We start from the raw sequence: 20,104 nt of genomic DNA, 5'->3' as shown, positions 1-20,104 counted from the left end.
AAGGAGGTCAAAAATTGACAAAATCCATAAATGTAATTCAAAGTAAAAATAAGAAAATAATGGTTCACAAAGTAGATATCTCTCATGTTCGATTAGTTGAACTGTCCAAATTAGCTGATCAGGCAAAGCCTTTCTACGATTGGATAGAAAGAAGAGCCAAAAACGTGATGAAGAATTCATTAATGTTGGAAGACAATATAATGGTTATGGACAAAAAACAACTTTCCCAACTTATTGAAGATTGCTATTTTGATGATCCGGAAAAAGTCCCTTTGCTTTTTGATGGAGTAGGAAGAAATTATCCCCATAATAAAGCATGTTTCTATTTTTTTGCTTGGATTATAAGAGACGCACCACAACAAAGACTAGCTCCATTAATTTCAAGGATGAAAAAGCAAGATAAAGATTTGAAAAAGATTCAAGCAGAAATTGATGCGTTAGCAGCTCTTTTTATTGAATATAGGCAGAATGCTAAATATTTCAAATGGGAGTCTATTCGTGAAGTAGTTATTGATAGATTGGAAGGGTCGAGAAGAAGCATCAGCGGGCATGTGTTAGAAGCGAATATACGGGCAGCTCTAGCCACAGCGTTTCAAAATTTCTATTCAATTAATATTGATTATGGTATTTATGATAAGGTAGAAATTAAGAATAAGCAAATTTCAGTTGGGTCTGATACAATTGATGTCTCAGCGGATCTTATAAAAGATGATAAAATTAAAAATTTATTTATTCCTGTGAAATCTCGGGAAACTGAAGGTGGAGGACATTCCCACTTGTTTTCTAGAGACATAATTACAGCTGTACAAAATATAAAGTCAAATGTACCGGATGCACATATTGCTGTTGTAATAGTAGCTACAAATTGGGCCAATTCCGAAATTGAATCGATTTTGAAAGATATTGATATTGTTTTTCACTTTGATATGAATCCAAATGAGTTGACTATATTGGATGACGATTCACAACGACAAATAAATATATATATAGAGAAGGTTTTGAAAGGTGAAATATAATAGAATTATTCATGGAGATGTAATAAAAAATTCAATGAACTTAGAAAAAGAGTCAATCCAGACTATTATTACCAGTCCACCTTATTTCGGCTTAAGAAAATATGGTAAAAGTTTATCGGAAAAGGAAAGCGAGATAGGTCGAGAGAAAGAAGTTGATTCATATATTAATCATCTAGTGCAGGTGTTTGAACATTTGAAGCCTGCTCTGAAAAAGGATGGAATAGTTTGGGTTAACCTAGGGGACTCTTATGTGAAAGGAAATCTCCAAGGCGTACCGTGGAGATTTGCAATTGCAATGCAAAATAAAGGATGGATATTAAGAAGTGATGTCATTTGGCATAAGCCAAATGCTATGCCGTCATCAGTGAAAAATCGACCTACCACAGATCATGAGTATATTTTTATGTTTACGTTAAGCGAAAAGAATTACTTTTATGATGCAGATGCTATAAGAGAAGAGCACGTGACATTTACTGAAAAATCAAAAATGAAAGGCGGAAGAAATCACTTAGGGAAAAAAGGCGGGACGCCAGAGAATGGGAAAAATGCTGGTAATTCTAATTTGCATGATGGAAGATGGGATCAGGCATTTCATCCTCTTGGAAGAAATAAACGTACAGTATGGAGTATACCATTAGGGAAATATAAAGGAGCTCATTTTGCGGTATTTCCAGAAAAATTAGTCGAAACTTGCCTACTCGCTGCAACAAAAGAAGGGGATACAGTTCTTGATCCTTTTTTTGGATCAGGAACTACCGGAGTTGTTGCATTGAAACATAATAGAAACTATATAGGGATTGAATTAGTGGAGGATTATGTGAAACTTGCAACTGAGCGCCTAAAAAATTGTATGCCACAGTTAGAATTATTTAAATGAATCCTAAACGGCTAATTCCGCTTTTGATTACTGTTGTTTTTTTGCAATCTAAGGAATCATTTATAATATGGTTTATATGTATTAACTCCTTATTTTCGCCTGATTCAAGTTTCTAACATAATAGCGATTTTTTATATAAAAACAACCAAACCCTGCCAGAAAATTCTTGGCAGGGTTTTTGGCAGGGAACTATTTGAATTTTAGTGTTTTTTGTCCGTTTTACATTCCAAGAAACGCTGTAAAATAGGCTTTCTCACTTCAATTTATAGTGGCTCTTTATTCCCACTCAACAGTTGCTGGTGGCTTAGACGTAATATCGTACACGATCCGATTAACATGAGCGACTTCATTTACGATACGGACTGAGATTTTTTGCAAGACATCCCATGGGATACGAGCAAAGTCTGCGGTCATACCATCGATTGAAGTGACTGCGCGGATACCGACTGTGTAGTCATAAGTACGGCCGTCTCCCATAACACCGACTGAACGGATGCCTGGTAAGACAGTGAAGTATTGCCAGATATCGCGGTCAAGACCGGCGTTGGCGATTTCTTCACGTAAGATCGCATCTGATTCGCGAACGATCTCAAGTTTTTCTTCAGTGATTTCACCAAGGACGCGGATACCTAAACCTGGTCCTGGAAATGGTTGGCGCCAAACGATTGAGTCAGGCATGCCAAGCTGAGTTCCTAATTCGCGAACTTCATCTTTGAATAGGGTATTTAACGGTTCGATCAATTCGAACTGCATATCTTCTGGTAATCCACCTACGTTATGGTGTGATTTGATGGTTTGGGCTGTTTCAGTTCCAGATTCGATCACATCGGTATAAAGCGTTCCTTGAGCTAAGAATGAGATACCTTCTTTACCAGCAAGTTTAGTAGCTTCATCGTCGAATAGGTAAACGAATTCGTTTCCGATGATTTTACGTTTTTGTTCTGGATCAGAAACGCCTGCTAATTTATCTAAGAAACGGTCTTTAGCATCGACTCTAATAATGTTCAAGCCGAATTTTCCGCCTAGAGCATCCATCACTTGTTCGCCTTCGTTTTTACGTAAAAGACCGTGGTCTACGAAGATCGAAGTTAATTGATCGCCAATTGCTTTTTGCAAAAGTACGCCAACAACACTTGAGTCCACGCCGCCTGATAGGCCTAGTAAAACTTTTTTGTCGCCGACTTGTTCACGGATTTTTGCGACTTGCATATCGATAAAGTTATCCATACTCCAGTCGCCTTTGCATTGACACACATCTAGGGCAAAGTGACGTAATAGTTCATTGCCGTATTCTGAGTTACGCACTTCTGCGTGGAATTGGATTCCGTAGAAGTTGCGGTTAGTGTCTTGGATCGCTGCGATCGGGCAGTCTTTGCTGGTGCCGACTCTTTCGAAGCCATCAGGAACTTGTGTAACCAAGTCGCCATGACTCATCCAAACTGTTTGTTCTTTTGGAGTACCGGCGAATAGAACAGCATCGTCAGAAAGAACTTCTAAGGTTGCTTGACCGTATTCACGGTTTGTCGCAGGTTCAACTTTTCCGCCTAAGTTATATGTGATCAGCTGCATGCCGTAACAGATACCTAAGACTGGAATACCTAATTCAAAGATTTTAGGATCGATGGAGAAGGCTCCTTCGTCATAAACACTGTTTGGGCCACCTGATAGGATGATCCCTTTTGGATTCATGGCTTTGACTTCTTCAGCAGTGATGCGGTGGCTCATAAGTTCTGAGAAAACACCGAATTCACGGATACGACGAGTGATTAATTGGTTATACTGACTACCATAATCAAGTACAATGATTTTTTCTACGTTGGTCATTTCGGTAGAAACGTTTGTCACAATTATTACCCCTTTTCAAGTTTTATTATAAAAGAAAGCAAGCTTTCTTTATAAGCTAGTATTTACGCAAATAGATTTCATCAATGATATGATGTTTTGCCTTGTGCAAGATAATATCAGCTCGGCCTCTCGTTGGCAAGATATACTCTTCCAAATTCTTCAAGTTGACATTTTTCCAGACATCTTCCGCCATAGACAGCGCCTTTGTGCGGTCGCCGACAGCATAGTCATAATAGTAGTTATCCGGATCTTTAAAGGCAGTATCCAATAGGGATTCAAACCGTTCCAAATACCATCTTTCGACGAGCTTTGGATCAGCGTCCACAAAAATCGACAGGTCAAAGAAGTCGCTGACGTAGATTTGCTGATTGGCTGGCAGCTGCAACGTATTGATTCCTTCCACGATCAAGATATCCGGAGAATCGATCAGTTCGTATTCGCCATCCACGATATCATAGACATCATGCGAATATTTTGGAATCGGAATATTTTCTTTGCCGGATTTCACTTCATTCAAGACATCGATCAAGTGCTCCATGTCATAGCTTTCAGGAAATCCTTTGCGGTCCATGATTCCGCGTTCTTCTAAAACAGCATTTGGATACAAGAAACCATCAGTAGTGATCAATTGGACAGTTTGGTGTTTAAATAAGCGGTCCAATAAGGTTTGCAATAAACGAGCGGTGGTACTTTTTCCGACAGCCACACTTCCGGCGATCCCGATAATAAACGGCGGCATCTTTACATAGCGATGCAGAAACAACCCTTTGCTCAAAGTTAGCGATTCAAAATCCTTCATATAAAGATGGATCAGGTGACATAAAGGTACATAAACATCGGCCACATCTTTCATCGAGATTTGGTCATTCAAACTTTTGATATTATCAAGCTCTGCTTGCGTCAACGGTGTGTTTCCCGGTGTGTAGAAATCTTGCCACTGGTCACGGGCAATCCGAAAATAGTTCCCTCTTTCGTTCATGATAACCTCCTTATTCAACTTAAGTAGTCATTTTTCATGCCATATAGTCTTCCTCTAGGCTTAAAATAATCTGCGCAAAGAAGAGCGGACAGCCTTTGATAACTGCGCTTATTCTACCATAAAAAACAGACTAGAAAGTGCTTCCTTCCCAAGAAATCCGAATAATTTCCTGACAAAAAACGTTATCTATCATTTTAGCCGAAAAAAATGGTGAAAAGCCATTATAAGGAGAGCAGTTTCATCTATTTCTTAGATTTAGCAGCAAAATACTTTTGTTTTCTAAAGAATGGGTATCTAAAACGGTTGATTTAAAAAGAGAAAACAGAAAAAAATGGATTTCAACCTTTTTCGATCCTGATAAAAAGATTCATTTTTCTATGAGTCATAAGGGCTTTGAAGGATCTGATCTGTTCTTTTTATCCGACATCAGCCCATTTCTTGTACCGGTACCGCTATTTTTTGAGCCCAATGCTGATGTCTTTAGGGAAAGCGTTATCATATAATGAGGTTAACAAAGGAGGCGAGCGCAAATGTTTCTTGATTCTAGAAGCAGTTTGATTTTAGAAGAATTATCTTCGTACCAAGGTCGAGTGTTCATTAAAACAATCAGTGAAAAGTATCCTTTGAATGCTCGTCAAATAGATTATTCCTTAACGAAGCTGAATGATTACTTAGAACACAATGGGTTCAGCCGAGTATTGAAATCCAATGGTGAGTTGATCGCTGATTTTGATTGTTCAGAGGTTCTGCTCCTGCTTCGAAAGGAAAGCAGAAGAATCTATGTTCCTTCTGAATCTGAACGTTTGGTGATTAGTTTATTGATGATTATTGGCAAAAGACAGCCGCTGTCATTACAAGATTTCATGGTGGATTTAGATATCAGTAAAAATACCGCATTGAAAAATATCAAAAATTTGAAGCAATATTTAGCAAAGAAAAAAATGCATTTGGTTTACTCACGGAATGAGGGATATGTGGTTCAAGGTCAGGAAAGCAAGATTCGTTTGCTGATCAGAGATTCAGTGACCAAACTATTAGAAGATGAATGGAAAAAGGCTTATCTCTTGGCTTTACTTGCGATTGAAGACGAGGTTCAAGTCATAACGAAAAAAATAATTCAGATTGAACGGAAATTAGGTTTTGTTTATTCAGAGGATCGTCATTACGTGATCGCATTATTGATAGCGATCTTTCTACGTAGAATAAATGACGGTCATCAGATCAAAAAAATAAATGCTGAGATGCAAGAAATCACCAGTACTCAAGAATACGAAGAAATTTGTCAGTGGTTTGATGAAGACCAAAAAATCCCTAAAGAGGAACTGGTTTACTTAACGCTGAATATTCTCTCAATGGATATCTCAACTGTTGAAGAAACGATTCCTTCTGAAATCCCAGGATTTCGCAGAGCATTAGATCAAATGATCGATTTATTTGAAAAGCAGGCGTGTATTGTTTTTCTTGATCGGGCATTCTTACTTAAAATGCTGGTTCAGCATCTTAAGCCAGCCTATTATCGCGTGAAATACTCTTTGAATTTGCCGAAGCGAGTGGATGAAGCACTGCTGCAAGAAGCTGCGGATAAAGAATTTAAAGAGATTTATCAAATAGTAACCGCTTGTGTCGAACCGATAGAACACGTCTTTGGCAGTCCATTGCCGAAAAATGAGCGGTACTTGCTGACTTTGATTTTTGCTAGTGAAATGAAAAAGAAGAAGGAAGAAAAACGAAGGCGTTTTCGAGCGGCAGTCGTTTGTTCAGAAGGAATTTCGGTATCAAGAATTCTCTACCTCACGTTGTCTGAAATGATTCCTGAACTAACTTTTTTGAGTCCGATGTCTATCAGAGAGCTTAAACGAGTGGATGAGACTGAGTACGATCTGATCATCTCGCCATTTTATGTCGAAACTAATAAGAAATTGATTACGATTGATCCAGTGATCACACGAAATAACCGGAATAAAATCCGTGAAAAAATATTGAACCAGCTTTATGGAATCAATAGCAATCATTTAAGCGTCGAACGAATCATGGATATCATCAAACAGCATTCGGATGTTTTGGATGAACGTCAGTTGCTGTCGAATTTGACGCAGTATATTTATGAAGAACCAGAAAAGAAGTTCTCACAAGGAACGGTGTCCAAAGAAAATCCGACCTTAGCGGAATTAGTTACAGAGAAATACATCAAAAAAATCAAGCGAGTAGCTGACTGGGAAGAAGCGATCAATCTAGCTGCAACACCAATGATTGAAAGTGGCGGTATTTCGCCAGAGTATCCGGCTAAGATCATCGCAAATTATCATGAAAATATTCCGCACATCGTATTTGGAAAAGAAGTTGCTATTCCTCATGCAAACTTTGAACAGGCGGTTCATCAATTAGGAATGTGCCTATTGATTGTCGAAGAGGGTGTGCGTTTCACTGAACATCAATTTGTTCATCTTATTTTACTGTTAGCAACGCCAGATAAGAATTCACATTTATCAGCAATGCTGCAACTGTTGGACTTATCAGCGAATGATGCTGATGTTCAGCAAATTATTACGGCAAAAACGACAGAAGATATTCATTCGATTTTGCGGAAGTACCACTAATCTGTTAATAACTAGCTAGTTTATTCGAATGACGATTCGAAAAATAAATTCAAAATTTTTGGAGGTTTTTATCAGATGAAACAAATTGTTTATTACGGTGTGCAAGATATTCGATTAAAAGAAGTTGAGGTTCCTCAACCAGGACATGGTGAGATTGTTGTAAAAAATAAAGTAACGCTGACTTGCGGAACAGATTGCAAAATGTTTATGCGCGGTTATCGTTATGATCCACCACATTTGATTGGCCATGAGGCTGCCGGAGATATTGTGGCAATTGGTGAAGGTGTAACAAGATTCAAATTAGGTGATCGAGTGGTAGCACATAACACAGCACCGTGTCATAAATGCTACTGGTGTAAAAAAGGGCAGTCGTCAATGTGTGTGGATTTACCATCCAATTTGGGTTCTTATGCGGAATACCAATTGATTCCAAAAAATATTGTTGAAGAAAATACTTTCTTACTTCCCGATGAAATGGCGTACAAGCAGGCAGCTTTGACTGAACCCTTGTCTTGTGCAGTTTATGGAATTGACCAAGTAGACATTGAACAAGGTGACAGTGTTGTAGTTAATGGCTGTGGACCCATCGGTCTGATGTTTATCCGATTAGCATATTTAAAGGGTGCCCGTGTGATTGCTTGTGATAGTAAACCAAATCGTTTGGAACTAGCACAAAAAATGGGTGCTCGGCACTTAATTGATATAACCAAGGTTGATCAAGTCCAAGCCGTTCGTGATTTAGTAGAAGATTCTCGCGGAGTGGATGTGGCGATCGAAGCGGCAGGGTTGCCAGCGGTTTGGGAAATTGCCTTCAATCAGGTACGTGCAGGCGGGCAGGTTCTTTGCTTCGGCGGCACAAAATCTGGTACCAAAGTGACTTTCGATTGTACCAGAATGCACTATGAGCAAATCACAGTCAAAGGTGTGTTCCATACGACGCCGATTCATGTGAATGCTGCTTTTGAGTTATTAAAAATGGGCGCCATTTCTGCTGATGATTTTGTTGAACATGAATACACGATTGAAGAAACTGAAGCCGCAATTCGCGAACACGCTGAAGGAAAAGTGATCAAGAATTGCATCGTATACGAGGATTAGGAGTGTAAGGGATGCAGGAGCTAATATCGAAAAAATATATTTTTGTAGATAAAACGTATGAAGATCAAGATGCCTTATTTGAAGAATTGGGTCAAATGTTGATCGCTGATGGTTTTGCGAAACCCAACTATGTCGATGCATTGAGACAACGAGAAGAAAAATTTCCTACAGGCTTGCAGACAAGTCGATTAAAAATCGCGATCCCTCATACGGAGCCTCAATACGTCAACAAACCGTGTATCGTTGTGACCAAATTAGCAAAACCCGTGGTTTTCAATGAGATGGGTAAAAATGATTCGCCAATTTCGGTGGACATGGTCGTAATGTTGGCAATCAATGATGGTAACCGACATTTGAACACCCTACAAAAAATTGTCTCTATTATGGGGGATGATGTACTTTTGGACCAGCTGGATAATGCGAATACTTGTAATGAGATTTATGAAGTGTTTGATCATGTAATCAATAATTAGTACGTACGACAGAGGTCTCTTTTTAAACGTATAAAAAAGCATAGTTAGATATCTAGATGGGACGGCTTAGTCATTAATATTAAAAAGGAGAATGAACAATGAAAACAATCATCGTAGCTTGCGGAGGTGGGATCGCCACTTCTCAAACGGTCGCAGTGAAATTAGGAAATATGTTGGAAGATGCCGGAATCAGTAGAGGTGAATTCACAATTGAAGCAATCAATATTAATTCGCTGCCTTCTTATGAAAAAGTAGCTGATCTTTATGTTTCGATTTCGCCAATTGGAGAAAAGCAGTATTCATTGCCGACTTTCAGCGGAGTCCCATTCTTGACTGGAATGGGCGCGAAAGAAGAGCTGGAGAAGATCATTCAGCAACTAAAAAAATAGCATAAAAGGAGCGAACCAATGGAGATCATTAAAGATATATTTCAAACGATTATCAATTTAGGGGCACCCGTATTTTTACCCATTATTTTGACCATCATTGGCGTGATTCTGGGCATGAAACTGCCAAAAGCTTTTTCTGCCGGATTGATTTTAGGGGTTGCATTAGTTGGTATGGGAATGGTCATGGATTTCATGACCGCGAATGTTGGCGCGGCGGCTCAAGAGTTCGTTGAAAATACAGGGGTGCAATTGAAAGCTTTAGATATGGGCTGGGCACCGGCTTTAGGATTAGTTTGGACTTGGGAATATGCCTTTCTGATGTTTCCAATTCAAATAATTATCAACATTATCATGTTGGCTTTCAAATTGACCAGTTGTCTAAATGTGGATATGTGGAATGTCGGAAATAAAGTTTGTACGGCATTCTTAGTAACATACGTTAGCGGAAATGCTTTTCTTGGATTTGGCTTCGCCATTATTCAATGTATTCTGGAATTTAAAAACGCTGATTTCACGCGTTACCGTTTGGAAAAGCTGACAGGGATTCCAGGAGTCTCAATGCCTCATCCGATGTTTTTATCAGGTATTTGGTTTTATCCGTTCACTCATTTAATGGATATTCTGTTACCAGAAAATGTGAACATTGATGCGCAAAAGATTCGCGATAAGATCGGGATTTTTGGCGAAAATCATATCATGGGCTTTATCGTTGGTTGTTTTATTGGGATTTTTGGTGGATACAATGTATCGGAGGTTCTGACCTTAGGCGTTCAAGCAGGAACTGCGTTGACATTGTTCCCAATGGTAGCTAAGTTATTTACTACTTCATTGACTCCAATCAGTGAAGGTGCGACAGAGTTCATGAAGAAACGTTTTTCAGGTCGTGAGTTTACCATCGGATTGGACTGGCCGATTATGGCAGGACGTTCTGAACATTGGTTGCTGATGATCTTGGCGATTCCGGTAATTTTTGTTTATGCAATCTTTTTACCAGGAAATATTGTTTTACCTTTTGGAGGTTTAATGGAAATTTGTTTGATCGTGCCGTTATTCTACTTAACGATGGGGAATATGGTGAAGATGGCGATTGGCACATTATTAGGCTTACCCGTTCATTTATACGTAGCTTCTTATTTTGCTCCTCATTTTACGAAGTTAGCTGAAACGACTGGTGGAGCAACTGTACCAAAAGGACAAATGCTTGGTTGGTTAGGAATGGATATTTCGGAATTGCGTTGGATCTTTGCTGCTTCTTCAGAGGGAAATATGATCGCGATTGTTTTATTGGTCGTAACTATTCCGTTAGCGTTCTACTATTTCAAATCAATCAGAAAAGAGGATTTAGCGATTGCTAAAGAATTAGGTTATGAAGTAGCAGGAAAATAAAGAAAAGCGGGGATGAGAAAATGCTTAAAAAAATCAGTTTTATTGGTTTAGCAATTTTATCGGTAGTTTTCCTAATTGTCAGTGTGGTTTCTTGGAATCTTTACCTTGGGGCGTGTGCATTGATCATCGCCTGCTCACTGACTAGATTTTTAGAGACGGGAAGCTACATTCGAGTGAGTCGTAAGGAGATAAGGAGCGATAAGAGTGCCTGATGTGAAAAAATTAATGAATGACCCAAATACAATTGTGAAAGAAAGTATTGAAGGAATGTTGCTGGCCTATCCGAATTATTATCAAAAGCATTCGGATAAGACCGTTCTATTTCGTTCACCTGACCAACAAAAGGTCTCGCTTGTATCAGGTGGAGGAAGTGGTCATGAACCGATGGTAGCTGGACTGATTGGTGATCGAATGTTATCTGGAGCGGCTTTGGGAAATGTTTTTGCCTCACCAGATCCTCAAACAATTCTAGCAGCGATGGAAAGCGTAAATTCTGATGCTGGGATTTTAAATCTTGTATGGAATTATGCTGGCGATCGAATGAATTTTGATACCGCAGCTGAATTTGCCGAGATGAAAGGCTTGAAAGTCGACACGGTCATTATTAATGATGACATTGCTTCTGCACCGAAAGAGAGGGCAGAGGAACGACGAGGTGTCGCGGGGATTCTATTGATAGCAAAAATCGCGGGCGCTGCGGCAGATCGTGGAGATGATTTAGCAAGTGTTAAGGCGTTGGCACAAGCAGCCACAGATAATACTAAAACGATTGGAATTGCGTTGAGTGCCTGCAGCATTCCAGGAAAACCTCGAAATTTTATGATCGCAGAAGATGAGTTTGAATATGGTATGGGAATTCATGGAGAACCTGGAATCAAATCGGAGGTCTTCAAGGATGCTAAATCAATTGTTCAAGATATGATGGACGATCTGATTGAAGAGTTTGGGTTGGAAAAGCTACAAAGTGAAGAAGTTGTTGTTTTAGTCAATGGAATGGCGGCAACGACTAGTCTAGAGTTGTTCTTGATTAATCAAGAAGTCCGCGAGTACTTAGCGAATAAAAAAATTACTGTATACGATAACGTAGTAGGGAAGTATTGTACTTCATTAGAAATGGCAGGGGCATCAATAAGTCTGATGACGTTAGATGATGAAAGAAAAACCTTGTATGATGTTCCCGCCGCAACTCCTTTTTACTCTCGTTATATTGGAGGCGTCGGTAAATGAAGGAATTATCATTAGCAGAGACAAAAGGATTGCTCAGTTATATCGCTGAACAAATGATTGAAAAGGAAAGCTATCTTTGTGAGCTAGATGGAAAGATAGGTGATGGTGATCATGGGATTGGAATTGCCCGTGGCTTTCAAAGCGTATTAAGTGAAATGGAAAAAGAGCAAGATAATGTTCAAACCTTGTTCACTAACGCTGGAATGGCGATGATGAATTCAATGGGTGGTGCCTCAGGAATTATTTTTTCTGCCATGTTTTTAGGAGCTATGACAGAAGACGCCGCTGAACAATTGACAGTGGTGAACCTAAAGCGATATTTGGCTAATGGGTTAGTACGAATCAAGCAAAAAGGCGGTGCGAAACTGGGTGACAAAACTATGATTGATGCTTTTGAACCTGCTGTTGCGGCGTTAAATTCTTATGAAGAGGAAGATCTGACAATTGCTTTTGAACGAATGCGGCTGGCGGCCAAAGATGGCGTTGAAAAGACTAAAGAATATGCTGCAGCATTTGGTCGTGCAAAATTTTTAGGTGAACGCTCGTTAGGATTTTGTGATGCAGGGGCAACCTCGGTTTATCTGATCTTCAATTATGGGCACGAATATCTAAGTCATTTGAATGGAGAAATGTAAATGAGTAAATTTATGGATTCTAGTCTCTTGAAGGAAGCAATGGAAACCTGTCATTATTTTTGGCAGTCTGGTTGGGGTGAATGTCATGCTGGAAATTTAAGCTATTTGTTAGATGAAAAACAACTTGCTGAATATGCAGAAGATTTTCAAGTTAAACGTACGATACCTATCGCTTTTTCAACACAGGGATTGGTTGGTCGAACTTTTTTAGTCACTCGAAGCGGTGCTGTATTTCGCAAAATTTTACGTAATCCACTAGAAGACTTTGGAATCGTACGTATCAAAGATACAGAGTTAGAAATATTATGGGGCTTTGAGAAAGATAAATTGCCAACAAGCGAATTATCTGCCCATTTGCAATGTCATAGCCAACGACTAGCTTCTAACGAGAATAATCGATTGGTACTTCATTGTCATCCAACATATACGATTATGATGACCTTTATGCATCCGTTGATCGAAAAGGATTTTACTGAAACATTGTGGCGTTTGAATTCTGAATGTGTTTTAGTTTTTCCAGATGGTATTGGCTTGCTTCCTTGGATGGTTTGCGGCGACGGCGCGATCGGTGAGGAAACAGCAAAGAAAATGCGCAATCATCGTATCGTTATCTGGCCATATCATGGGATGTTTGCATCGGGAAATGATTTTGATGAAGTCGTAGGACTAATCGAAACAATTGAAAAGAATGCTCATGTTTTCATGGAGACTCGCAATGCTGTGAACGAAGGAATCACCCACGAACAAGTTCGAGAGTTAGCGGAAGCATTCAAGGTTGAAATCGAATAAAGTAAAACAAGACCATCTTCACAGAAAAAAATCTGGAGGATGGTCTTTTTATATTCACAGATAAGTTAAGAACGAAGAAAATTCATAGAGATTAATTTGTAAACAAATTGCTTCTTTTTGCTGTGAAACAGTCTATGATAGAGATAGATAAAATCAAAAAAGCAGGTGCTAAAATGAAAAAACTAAAAGAGATGAGTTTGGAAGAGTTATGGCAATTATTTCCAATCATTTTGAAGGAGCACAGCCCCGTTTATGTTGAATGGTATGAAGAGGAAAAACATAATTTAGAAGAGCTGTTTTCTGAGTTTGAGATTTTAGTTATCAGCCATATCGGCAGCACGTCGGTAGAAGGACTGATTGCTAAACCAATCGTGGACATCTTGCTGGAATTTCCTGCTGGTTATGAACATGATCGAGTTTCGATAATGCTGCAGCAAGCGGGCTGGACTTTAATGATCAAGGATGATGTAAAACAAACGATGGATTTGAATAAGGGCTATTTGCCTACTGGATTTGCGGAAAAAGTGTATCATCTTCATGTAAGGCCGTTGGGGGACTGGGATGAACTCTACTTTAGAGATTATTTGCGAAAATATCCAGAAGTCGCGCGGGAATACGAGGCTCTGAAACTGTCGCTAAAAGAAAAGTATGAACACGACCGAGATGCTTATACAAATGCAAAAACAGAATTTGTCCAGAGGTACAGTCAAAAAGCCCGAGCCGAATTTGGCACACGCTATTTGACTGAATAAATCGGACATTTCGTGCTATGATAGAGGGGAACTTTGCATGAGGAGGCAGCGATAACTATGAAAAAAATCGTTTTATTTGGCGACAGCTTGCTGGCTGGTGTCATGAATGGTGAGACTAGTGATATTTTAGATAAGCATATCATCAATGAACTGACCGGAATGGATTTTCCCGGTTATGGACTAGTGAAGTTAGGAAAACGCGGCGAATCTTCTTCTGAGGGATTGGCTCGAATCGATGATGCAGTGGAAGCAGAAGGCGATTTTGTGGTAATTTCTTTTGGAACCAATGATTCATTGAAACAGAAAAATACGCTTGAAGATTTTGGCGAGAATATCAGAGAAATCATCGAGTCCTTTGACGCGTCAAAAGTGATCCTGCTGACGACAGGCTATATCAATACAGAAATTTTACCGAGCGGCGACAACGAGCGGCAACAGCTTTATGCTGAAAAAGCGAAACAGATCGCGGACGAAGTTGGGGTCAATGTGATCGATCTTTACCATCACATGACGGTCTATCCAAAACCAAATGAGTTCGTGCAAAAGGCCGATGGCATCCATCCTTCAGAGGAGGGGTACCATTTCTTAGGGGCTTTGATCGCACGGGACATCAAAGAAAAATTATTAGCAGAAGGGTAAGTTTATGGCAAATCATTATTATTCGGAAAATCCTGAGACGGCTCACGATCTTCATCAGTGGTCGTTTGAATTGGCAGGGAAAAATTTTCAATTCGTAACAGATAGCGGAGTCTTTTCTCGCGGCACAGTCGATTACGGCTCGCGTGTATTGATCGAGCATTTTGAAGCAGAGGACTTACCCGACGGAACCTTGTTAGATGTCGGTTGCGGCTATGGTCCGATTGGCTTGGCATTGGCTCATCAAACACAGCGTCCAGTAGAAATGATCGATGTGAATAATCGTGCGGTAGAATTGGCGCAAGAAAATGCTGAACGCAACGGCATCGAAGCAGATATCCACCAATCGAATATTTACGAAACTTTGCATCAAGAGACGTATGCGGCGATCATCAGCAATCCGCCGATTCGTGCGGGGAAAAAAGTCGTGCATCAAATCTTGATCGAGGCGGAACCTCTATTGAAAGTCGGCGGTTCTTTGACTATCGTGATTCAAAAGAAACAAGGCGCTCCCAGCGCGAAAAGCCGGATGGAAGAAGTCTTCGGCAACGCTGAGATCGTGGCGAAGGACAAGGGCTACTACATTATCCGCAGTATTAAAGAATAAGAGATTTATCCCAAGAGTATCCTGTTGGAACTTTTGGGATTTTTTTATAAGCGAAAAGGCTTGCAAGCGGAGTCAAAGAAACGCTATAATCACATTGACTCACAATTTTCACAAATGTGATATAACTGTGTTGAAGGGTACGAACATCCGACTTATTTTTTCTCGCGGAAAAGATAAGCACATCAGCAGAAATAAGGGGACAAACCTATGCAAAAAGAAGAAGATAAATTATTGGTTCGAATTGCCGAGATGTATTATCAAGAAGATAAAAATCAAAGTCAGATCTCAAAAGAATTAAATATCCATCGCAGCACGATCAGCCGGTTGTTGAAGCGTTCGCGGAACGAAGGAATCGTCAATATTTCGATCAATTATGATAAGGCGGGAACCTACAGCATTGAAAAAGAGCTGCAGGAGAAATTTGATTTAGAAAAAGCGATCATTGTTCAAGCCGGAACGGATTTGAGCCGTACACAAAAGGATAAATTATTGGCTCAAGGAGTCGGTGAATACCTTACGGAAATTATCAAGGATGACATGATCTTTGGTTTCTCATGGGGTGAAACGATGTCCGCGATTCCAGAAGGTCTGGCCCAGTATGACGTGGACAATATTTTATGCGTACCGATGATCGGCGGGCCTTCTGGTCGGTTGATCAGTGATTATCATGTAAACACGATTACCTATGAAGCATCGAAGAAATTGAATGGCCGAGCGTTGCTGATTGATTCGCCTGCCTTTCCTGAAACAGTGGCGTTGAAGAAAGCCCTGATGGAAAATGAGTTCAATCAAGAATTGATCGATTATTGGCGTAAAATCGATATCGCTGTCTTAGGGATCGGCTCTCCCAATTTGAAGGCAAGCGAGAGCTGGAAACAGTTCTATGGCGAAGATGTTTTGGCTTATTTAGAAGGGAAAAAAGTAGTGGGAGACGTGGTGTCGCGCTTTTACAATATTGCTGGCGAACACATCGACAATACCTTGGATGATCGTTTGATCGGGATCGATATCGCTGATTTGAAACGGACACCTTACCGAATCGGTGTAGCGGAAGCCGTCGATAAAGCGGACGCGATCGCTAGTGCGTTAAAAGGCCGTTACATCAATGTGCTGGTCACAACAGAAGAAACTGCTCAAGAAGTGTTGAAAAGATAGGCTCGTCCTATCTTTTTTTATCCGTTCATTGTAGAAGGAGGAGCTATGCAAGTTATTCGTTTGCTTCAAACGATTTTGATTCTATTAAGCCGCAAGCAAGTGACCGCCAAAGAATTAGCTGAACGGTTTCACGTTTCTGTTCGCACGATTTATCGAGATGTGGATGTATTGAGTTTGGCGGGGATTCCTGTTTACGCGAATAAGGGACGAAACGGTGGAATCTTTTTAGATGAATCCTATCACGTTAGTAATGCTTTGATTGAAAAAGAGGAGCAGGATGATCTATTTTTAGCGCTGCATCTATTGCAGTCCGTCGGCTTGGCAGACACAGAGGACTTATTGAAAAAGATGGGGACGGTTTATGATTGGAGCGAATGGTTAGAGGTCGATCTAAGTCAAACGGAGATTGCCAGCCAGACCTTCGATCAGATCAAAGACGCGTTATTCAATCATCGTGAGATTACATGCGTTTACCATACGGAATATGGTCAGACACGCCTTTTGTCATTGGCCCCCAAACGCATATTGTACAAGTATCAAACCTGGTATTTATTAGCTTGGGAACCGACAAAAGAAGCGTGGTCGCTGCTTCCAATCAAACAAATCAGAGACGTTCTTTTAAAGAAATCAATCGACTACCCATTGCCGGAAGAAGTGTTAACATTCCCTCAACTAACCGTCCAATTACGTTTCAGCAAAAGAATCGCCTATAAAAAATATGCGGAGTTTGCGGATTTCGATTGGAAAGACAATGCGGATAGTAGTTTTGATGCGTCATTAACCTTCGCGGAATTTGATGATTTGTATCGCTTTTTATTGCCTTTGGGAAAAAATGTTGAAATCTTAGGGCCTAGCTGGATTCGGGAAAAAGTATTGAATTATGTGTCAGCTTTTTACGAAAATCATTTTTAATATGACATGTTCTGGCACCTTGGTTCGTTAGAATAAAGAAAAGAGGAGGAGATACGCATGCAATTTGAACAAATCGTGAAACCTGATCAATGGATTCTTTCCCAAAGTTTTACTGTCAAAGTAGAGGAGATCCCACAAGTGATTGGACCAACCTTTATGAAATTAGGAGGATTTATTCAGGCACAAAATATCAATATTTTAAGTACCCCATTTGTATCCTTTAAAAACATGGATGAAAATGGCGGACTCGATGAACAAGCGATTCAAATGGAGGTTGGCTTCCCAGTCGCGGAAGAAGTGAAGAATGCTGCGGAAGTAGATAGCGACTGCTATTTTCTACCTTCCTACAAAGCATTGTCTAATCTGTATGTCGGCAAGTACGACGATATGACGGAGCCGTATTTTGCGATGATGGAAGAGATCAGAAAAATCGGCGGGAAGTTCAGCGGAATCTCTTATGAGTATTATTTGAGCGACGAAGAAATTCCAGAAGAACAGCAAGAAACAATTATGGAGTTAGTCTACGAATAAACTGAAATAGCGTGAGCGGGACAAGTTGAAAAGCTTGTCCTTTTTTGCGTGTCGACAAAATAAAAGGGAATGAAATCTAATTGGATCGGCCTGCAAGCTGATCTTAATTAGGAGCCAGCTCATTATTTACTTGAGTAATTCTTGTAACAAAAACGGGGGCATTCAATTTTGTTGCGTCCGTCAATTTTACGCACTTTTGTGATTTCGTTTTAAAAAAGTTGAAAAAGTTATTGACAACGTTTTCTTGCGCAGTTAATATAAAGGTGCAACAAATGTTAAAATAAAATCACAAATGTTAAAAGGAGCGTTTGCAATGGATTGGTTAGATGTAGAAGGGAAAACGGTCATTGTTACAGGAGGCTCATCAGGAATTGGAGCAGCTATTGTCAAAGAATTATGCGATTTGGGGATCAATGTTGTGAATGCAGATTTGAGAGCCGGATCATTTACTCACGAAAATTTGTTCTTCAGTCAAACAGATGTTACTTCTCCCGAATCAGTTGAACAAACGGTAGAAACTGCCGTTACGAAATTTCAAACGATTGATGCCGTGGTCAATAACGCGGGGATCAATATACCAGCTTTACTCGTTGATGAAGAAATGACAGAAGAAGGCAAGTTCCAAATCAACGAACACATTTTTAATAAAATGATCGCGATCAATCAAAAAGGTGTCTATCTGATGGGACAAGCGGTCGGTCGTGTGATGGTCAAACAGGGATACGGCGTCATCATCAATATGTCATCGGAATGCGGTTTGGAAGGTTCGGAAGGTCAGAGTGTTTATGCGGCAACCAAAGCCGCGGTCAATAGTTTTACCCGTTCGTGGGCCAAAGAATTAGGAAAAAAAGGGGTTCGCGTAGTAGGAATCGCGCCCGGCATCATGGAAGAAACGGGTTTACGCACGATCGAATATGAAACAGCACTCGCTTATACACGGGGGATCTCTGTTGAACAATTACGTGCTGGCTACAGCAATACGAAAACTATTCCTTTAGGACGTGACGGTAAATTAAGGGAAGTCGCTGATCTTGTTGCTTATTTTGTTTCTGGCCGATCGAGTTATGTGGATGGCGTCACCGTCAATGTGGCAGGTGGTAAAACCCGAGGGTAGGATATCGGTTTATTAATAAGAACTAGGAGGTTTTTATGAACAAAGTAATTTTAGTGGCTCATGGCAAGTTGGCCCATGAGATGAAGAATTCAGCTGAGATGATTTTTGGCGCGCTGCCTGATTTTGAATCCGTCGAATTTTTGAAGGAGGAAGGCTTGGACACGATCCAGGAAAAAATCACCGCGGCAATGGATGACGATACGGCATCCTATCTTGTATTGACCGATTTGTTTTGCGGCACCCCATACAATGCTAGTTGTGCCGTCGCTATGAAAAATCCCGAACGCGAGATCGAGGTCGTGTCGGGAATGTCGCTGCCGATCGTCTTAGAGGTAGCGAGTATGTTAGGAAGTGGTCTGCAAGATATTGTGAATCATGCAACAATTATTCCATGCGATACAGTGAAAGCGTTTAAACAGCAAGTGATTGAAGAAGAGGAGGATTTTTAAGATGCAAATCAAATTAGCACGAGTGGATGATCGATTGATTCACGGACAAGTAGCGACGGTTTGGGCGAAGGAAGCTGGCGCGAAACGAATCATTGTCGTCAGCAAAGAAGTCGCGAATGATGACATTCGAAAAACATTAGTAAAACAAGCTGCACCTCCAGGAATTAAAGTGAATATCGTCGACCCAGAAAAAGCGGTGAAGGTCTATAACAATCCGAAATATGCGGATGAAACGGTCTTCTACCTATTCACCAACCCAATGGAAGTTTTGGAATTGGTGCAATTAAACGTACCGATCAAATCCATCAATATTGGCGGGATGCAATTCAAAACCGGACGAACACAAATTACGAAAGCTGTCTCAGTCGATCAAACAGAAGCAGAAGCTTTTCGCAACTTAGAATCTGCAGGAGTGGAATTGGACTTGCGAGTCGTTGCAACCGATCCGAAAGGCAACTTTGAAGAAAAACTAAAAGAAGCAGGGTTTTAAATATTGGATGGCAGATTTACTTCTTGCTTTAGCAAGTTAGTGGAATGGCATACGGCTTGAAGATCGAACTCATTTTTTCAAAAAATGATTACCTTAATATGAAATAGGATGGCAGTTCCACTTTTTACAGTTGGATTATGTGAAAAA

General features: G+C 40.1%; 22 protein-coding genes. 20 read left to right on the top strand and 2 right to left on the bottom strand.

Annotated elements, in window-relative coordinates; translation table 11 throughout:
• Nucleotides 1-14 precede the first annotated feature (14 nt).
• A complete protein-coding gene (locus PGP85_RS11465) occupies nt 15-1,016 on the top strand; it encodes a hypothetical protein (protein WP_179957297.1) in 1,002 nt (333 codons plus the stop codon).
• Nucleotides 1,006-1,893 carry a DNA-methyltransferase gene (locus tag PGP85_RS11460; protein ID WP_270327567.1) on the top strand — a complete coding sequence of 296 codons (888 nt, stop codon included), beginning with the start codon at nt 1,006-1,008 and terminating at the stop codon, nt 1,891-1,893. Before PGP85_RS11465 ends, PGP85_RS11460 begins: the two co-directional genes overlap by 11 nt.
• Nucleotides 1,894-2,169: 276 nt before the next feature.
• Here PGP85_RS11460 and guaA read toward each other — a convergent pair whose 3' ends face one another.
• Together guaA and coaA are read right to left on the bottom strand one after the other, a co-directional pair.
• Nucleotides 2,170-3,738: a glutamine-hydrolyzing GMP synthase gene (gene guaA / locus PGP85_RS11455; protein WP_010741228.1), complete on the bottom strand. Its 1,569-nt coding sequence runs from the start codon at nt 3,736-3,738 to the stop codon at nt 2,170-2,172.
• 55 nt (nt 3,739-3,793) lie between these two features.
• Nucleotides 3,794-4,717, bottom strand: a complete 924-nt coding sequence (gene coaA, locus PGP85_RS11450) for a type I pantothenate kinase (protein WP_010741227.1) — start codon at nt 4,715-4,717, stop codon at nt 3,794-3,796.
• Between the two features lie 272 nt (nt 4,718-4,989).
• On the opposite strand from coaA, the gene PGP85_RS11445 reads away from it, so the two are divergent.
• The 18 genes from PGP85_RS11445 to PGP85_RS11360 all read left to right on the top strand — a co-directional run bounded on the left by PGP85_RS11445 (nt 4,990) and on the right by PGP85_RS11360 (nt 19,957).
• Complete coding sequence (locus PGP85_RS11445) at nt 4,990-5,220, top strand: hypothetical protein (protein ID WP_270327565.1); 231 nt, start codon at nt 4,990-4,992, stop codon at nt 5,218-5,220.
• 27 nt (nt 5,221-5,247) lie between these two features.
• Nucleotides 5,248-7,314, top strand: coding sequence for a BglG family transcription antiterminator (locus PGP85_RS11440; RefSeq protein WP_270327564.1), 2,067 nt, complete (start codon nt 5,248-5,250; stop codon nt 7,312-7,314).
• A gap of 75 nt (nt 7,315-7,389) precedes the next feature.
• Nucleotides 7,390-8,412 (top strand): zinc-binding dehydrogenase, encoded by a 1,023-nt coding sequence (locus PGP85_RS11435; protein WP_270327562.1) that lies wholly within the window; start codon nt 7,390-7,392, stop codon nt 8,410-8,412.
• 11 nt (nt 8,413-8,423) lie between these two features.
• Nucleotides 8,424-8,885: a PTS sugar transporter subunit IIA gene (locus PGP85_RS11430; RefSeq protein WP_270327560.1), complete on the top strand. Its 462-nt coding sequence runs from the start codon at nt 8,424-8,426 to the stop codon at nt 8,883-8,885.
• 98 nt (nt 8,886-8,983) lie between these two features.
• A complete protein-coding gene (locus PGP85_RS11425) occupies nt 8,984-9,274 on the top strand; it encodes a PTS sugar transporter subunit IIB (RefSeq protein ID WP_178981214.1) in 291 nt (96 codons plus the stop codon).
• Between the two features lie 18 nt (nt 9,275-9,292).
• A complete protein-coding gene (locus PGP85_RS11420; protein WP_251866633.1) occupies nt 9,293-10,660 on the top strand; it encodes a PTS galactitol transporter subunit IIC in 1,368 nt (455 codons plus the stop codon).
• A gap of 204 nt (nt 10,661-10,864) precedes the next feature.
• The gene (locus tag PGP85_RS11415; protein WP_270327556.1) at nt 10,865-11,887 is read left to right on the top strand and encodes a dihydroxyacetone kinase subunit DhaK; all 1,023 of its coding nucleotides are present in this window, start codon (nt 10,865-10,867) and stop codon (nt 11,885-11,887) included.
• A complete protein-coding gene (gene dhaL, locus PGP85_RS11410; RefSeq protein ID WP_270327554.1) occupies nt 11,884-12,522 on the top strand; it encodes a dihydroxyacetone kinase subunit DhaL in 639 nt (212 codons plus the stop codon). Before PGP85_RS11415 ends, dhaL begins: the two co-directional genes overlap by 4 nt.
• The gene (gene rhaD, locus PGP85_RS11405) at nt 12,523-13,311 is read left to right on the top strand and encodes a rhamnulose-1-phosphate aldolase (protein ID WP_270327551.1); all 789 of its coding nucleotides are present in this window, start codon (nt 12,523-12,525) and stop codon (nt 13,309-13,311) included.
• A gap of 173 nt (nt 13,312-13,484) precedes the next feature.
• Nucleotides 13,485-14,063 carry a GrpB family protein gene (locus tag PGP85_RS11400; protein WP_270327547.1) on the top strand — a complete coding sequence of 193 codons (579 nt, stop codon included), beginning with the start codon at nt 13,485-13,487 and terminating at the stop codon, nt 14,061-14,063.
• 57 nt (nt 14,064-14,120) lie between these two features.
• Complete coding sequence (locus PGP85_RS11395) at nt 14,121-14,702, top strand: SGNH/GDSL hydrolase family protein (protein ID WP_270327546.1); 582 nt, start codon at nt 14,121-14,123, stop codon at nt 14,700-14,702.
• A 4-nt stretch (nt 14,703-14,706) separates the two neighbouring features.
• On the top strand, nt 14,707-15,306 hold the full coding sequence (locus tag PGP85_RS11390) for a class I SAM-dependent methyltransferase (RefSeq protein ID WP_270327545.1): 600 nt from the start codon (nt 14,707-14,709) through the stop codon (nt 15,304-15,306).
• Between the two features lie 207 nt (nt 15,307-15,513).
• On the top strand, nt 15,514-16,461 hold the full coding sequence (locus PGP85_RS11385) for a sugar-binding transcriptional regulator (RefSeq protein WP_010741223.1): 948 nt from the start codon (nt 15,514-15,516) through the stop codon (nt 16,459-16,461).
• A gap of 45 nt (nt 16,462-16,506) precedes the next feature.
• Nucleotides 16,507-17,373, top strand: coding sequence for a helix-turn-helix transcriptional regulator (locus PGP85_RS11380; protein WP_270327544.1), 867 nt, complete (start codon nt 16,507-16,509; stop codon nt 17,371-17,373).
• Nucleotides 17,374-17,430: 57 nt separating this feature from the next.
• The gene (locus PGP85_RS11375; protein ID WP_178981235.1) at nt 17,431-17,904 is read left to right on the top strand and encodes a hypothetical protein; all 474 of its coding nucleotides are present in this window, start codon (nt 17,431-17,433) and stop codon (nt 17,902-17,904) included.
• A gap of 313 nt (nt 17,905-18,217) precedes the next feature.
• Entirely contained in the window at nt 18,218-19,018 is an 801-nt protein-coding gene (locus PGP85_RS11370) for an SDR family oxidoreductase (RefSeq protein WP_034709688.1), read from the top strand.
• Between the two features lie 35 nt (nt 19,019-19,053).
• Entirely contained in the window at nt 19,054-19,467 is a 414-nt protein-coding gene (locus PGP85_RS11365) for a PTS sugar transporter subunit IIA (protein ID WP_270327541.1), read from the top strand.
• A 1-nt stretch (nt 19,468) separates the two neighbouring features.
• Nucleotides 19,469-19,957, top strand: a complete 489-nt coding sequence (locus tag PGP85_RS11360) for a PTS system mannose/fructose/N-acetylgalactosamine-transporter subunit IIB (protein WP_010741217.1) — start codon at nt 19,469-19,471, stop codon at nt 19,955-19,957.
• The last annotated feature ends 147 nt before the right edge of the window (nt 19,958-20,104 follow it).

The sequence above is a fragment of the Enterococcus malodoratus genome, assembly GCF_027659535.1.
GTDB lineage: Bacteria > Bacillota > Bacilli > Lactobacillales > Enterococcaceae > Enterococcus_A > Enterococcus_A malodoratus.
Note: the sequence above shows the minus strand (reverse complement) of the source record. Positions and strands in the feature narration are given on the sequence as shown.

Excerpts from the sequence above, each read along its gene's own strand:
- PGP85_RS11380 (WP_270327544.1), top strand. The coding sequence starts at position 16,507 with ATGCAAGTTATTCGTTTGCTTCAAACGATTTTGATTCTATTAAGCCGC.
- PGP85_RS11360 (WP_010741217.1), top strand. The coding sequence starts at position 19,469 with ATGCAAATCAAATTAGCACGAGTGGATGATCGATTGATTCACGGACAA.
- coaA (WP_010741227.1), bottom strand. The coding sequence starts at position 4,717 with ATGAACGAAAGAGGGAACTATTTTCGGATTGCCCGTGACCAGTGGCAA.
- PGP85_RS11420 (WP_251866633.1), top strand. The coding sequence starts at position 9,293 with ATGGAGATCATTAAAGATATATTTCAAACGATTATCAATTTAGGGGCA.
- PGP85_RS11370 (WP_034709688.1), top strand. The coding sequence starts at position 18,218 with ATGGATTGGTTAGATGTAGAAGGGAAAACGGTCATTGTTACAGGAGGC.
- PGP85_RS11395 (WP_270327546.1), top strand. The coding sequence starts at position 14,121 with ATGAAAAAAATCGTTTTATTTGGCGACAGCTTGCTGGCTGGTGTCATG.
- PGP85_RS11390 (WP_270327545.1), top strand. The coding sequence starts at position 14,707 with ATGGCAAATCATTATTATTCGGAAAATCCTGAGACGGCTCACGATCTT.
- PGP85_RS11365 (WP_270327541.1), top strand. The coding sequence starts at position 19,054 with ATGAACAAAGTAATTTTAGTGGCTCATGGCAAGTTGGCCCATGAGATG.
- PGP85_RS11425 (WP_178981214.1), top strand. The coding sequence starts at position 8,984 with ATGAAAACAATCATCGTAGCTTGCGGAGGTGGGATCGCCACTTCTCAA.
- dhaL (WP_270327554.1), top strand. The coding sequence starts at position 11,884 with ATGAAGGAATTATCATTAGCAGAGACAAAAGGATTGCTCAGTTATATC.
- PGP85_RS11435 (WP_270327562.1), top strand. The coding sequence starts at position 7,390 with ATGAAACAAATTGTTTATTACGGTGTGCAAGATATTCGATTAAAAGAA.
- PGP85_RS11385 (WP_010741223.1), top strand. The coding sequence starts at position 15,514 with ATGCAAAAAGAAGAAGATAAATTATTGGTTCGAATTGCCGAGATGTAT.
- PGP85_RS11430 (WP_270327560.1), top strand. The coding sequence starts at position 8,424 with ATGCAGGAGCTAATATCGAAAAAATATATTTTTGTAGATAAAACGTAT.
- rhaD (WP_270327551.1), top strand. The coding sequence starts at position 12,523 with ATGAGTAAATTTATGGATTCTAGTCTCTTGAAGGAAGCAATGGAAACC.
- PGP85_RS11440 (WP_270327564.1), top strand. The coding sequence starts at position 5,248 with ATGTTTCTTGATTCTAGAAGCAGTTTGATTTTAGAAGAATTATCTTCG.
- PGP85_RS11375 (WP_178981235.1), top strand. The coding sequence starts at position 17,431 with ATGCAATTTGAACAAATCGTGAAACCTGATCAATGGATTCTTTCCCAA.
- PGP85_RS11400 (WP_270327547.1), top strand. The coding sequence starts at position 13,485 with ATGAAAAAACTAAAAGAGATGAGTTTGGAAGAGTTATGGCAATTATTT.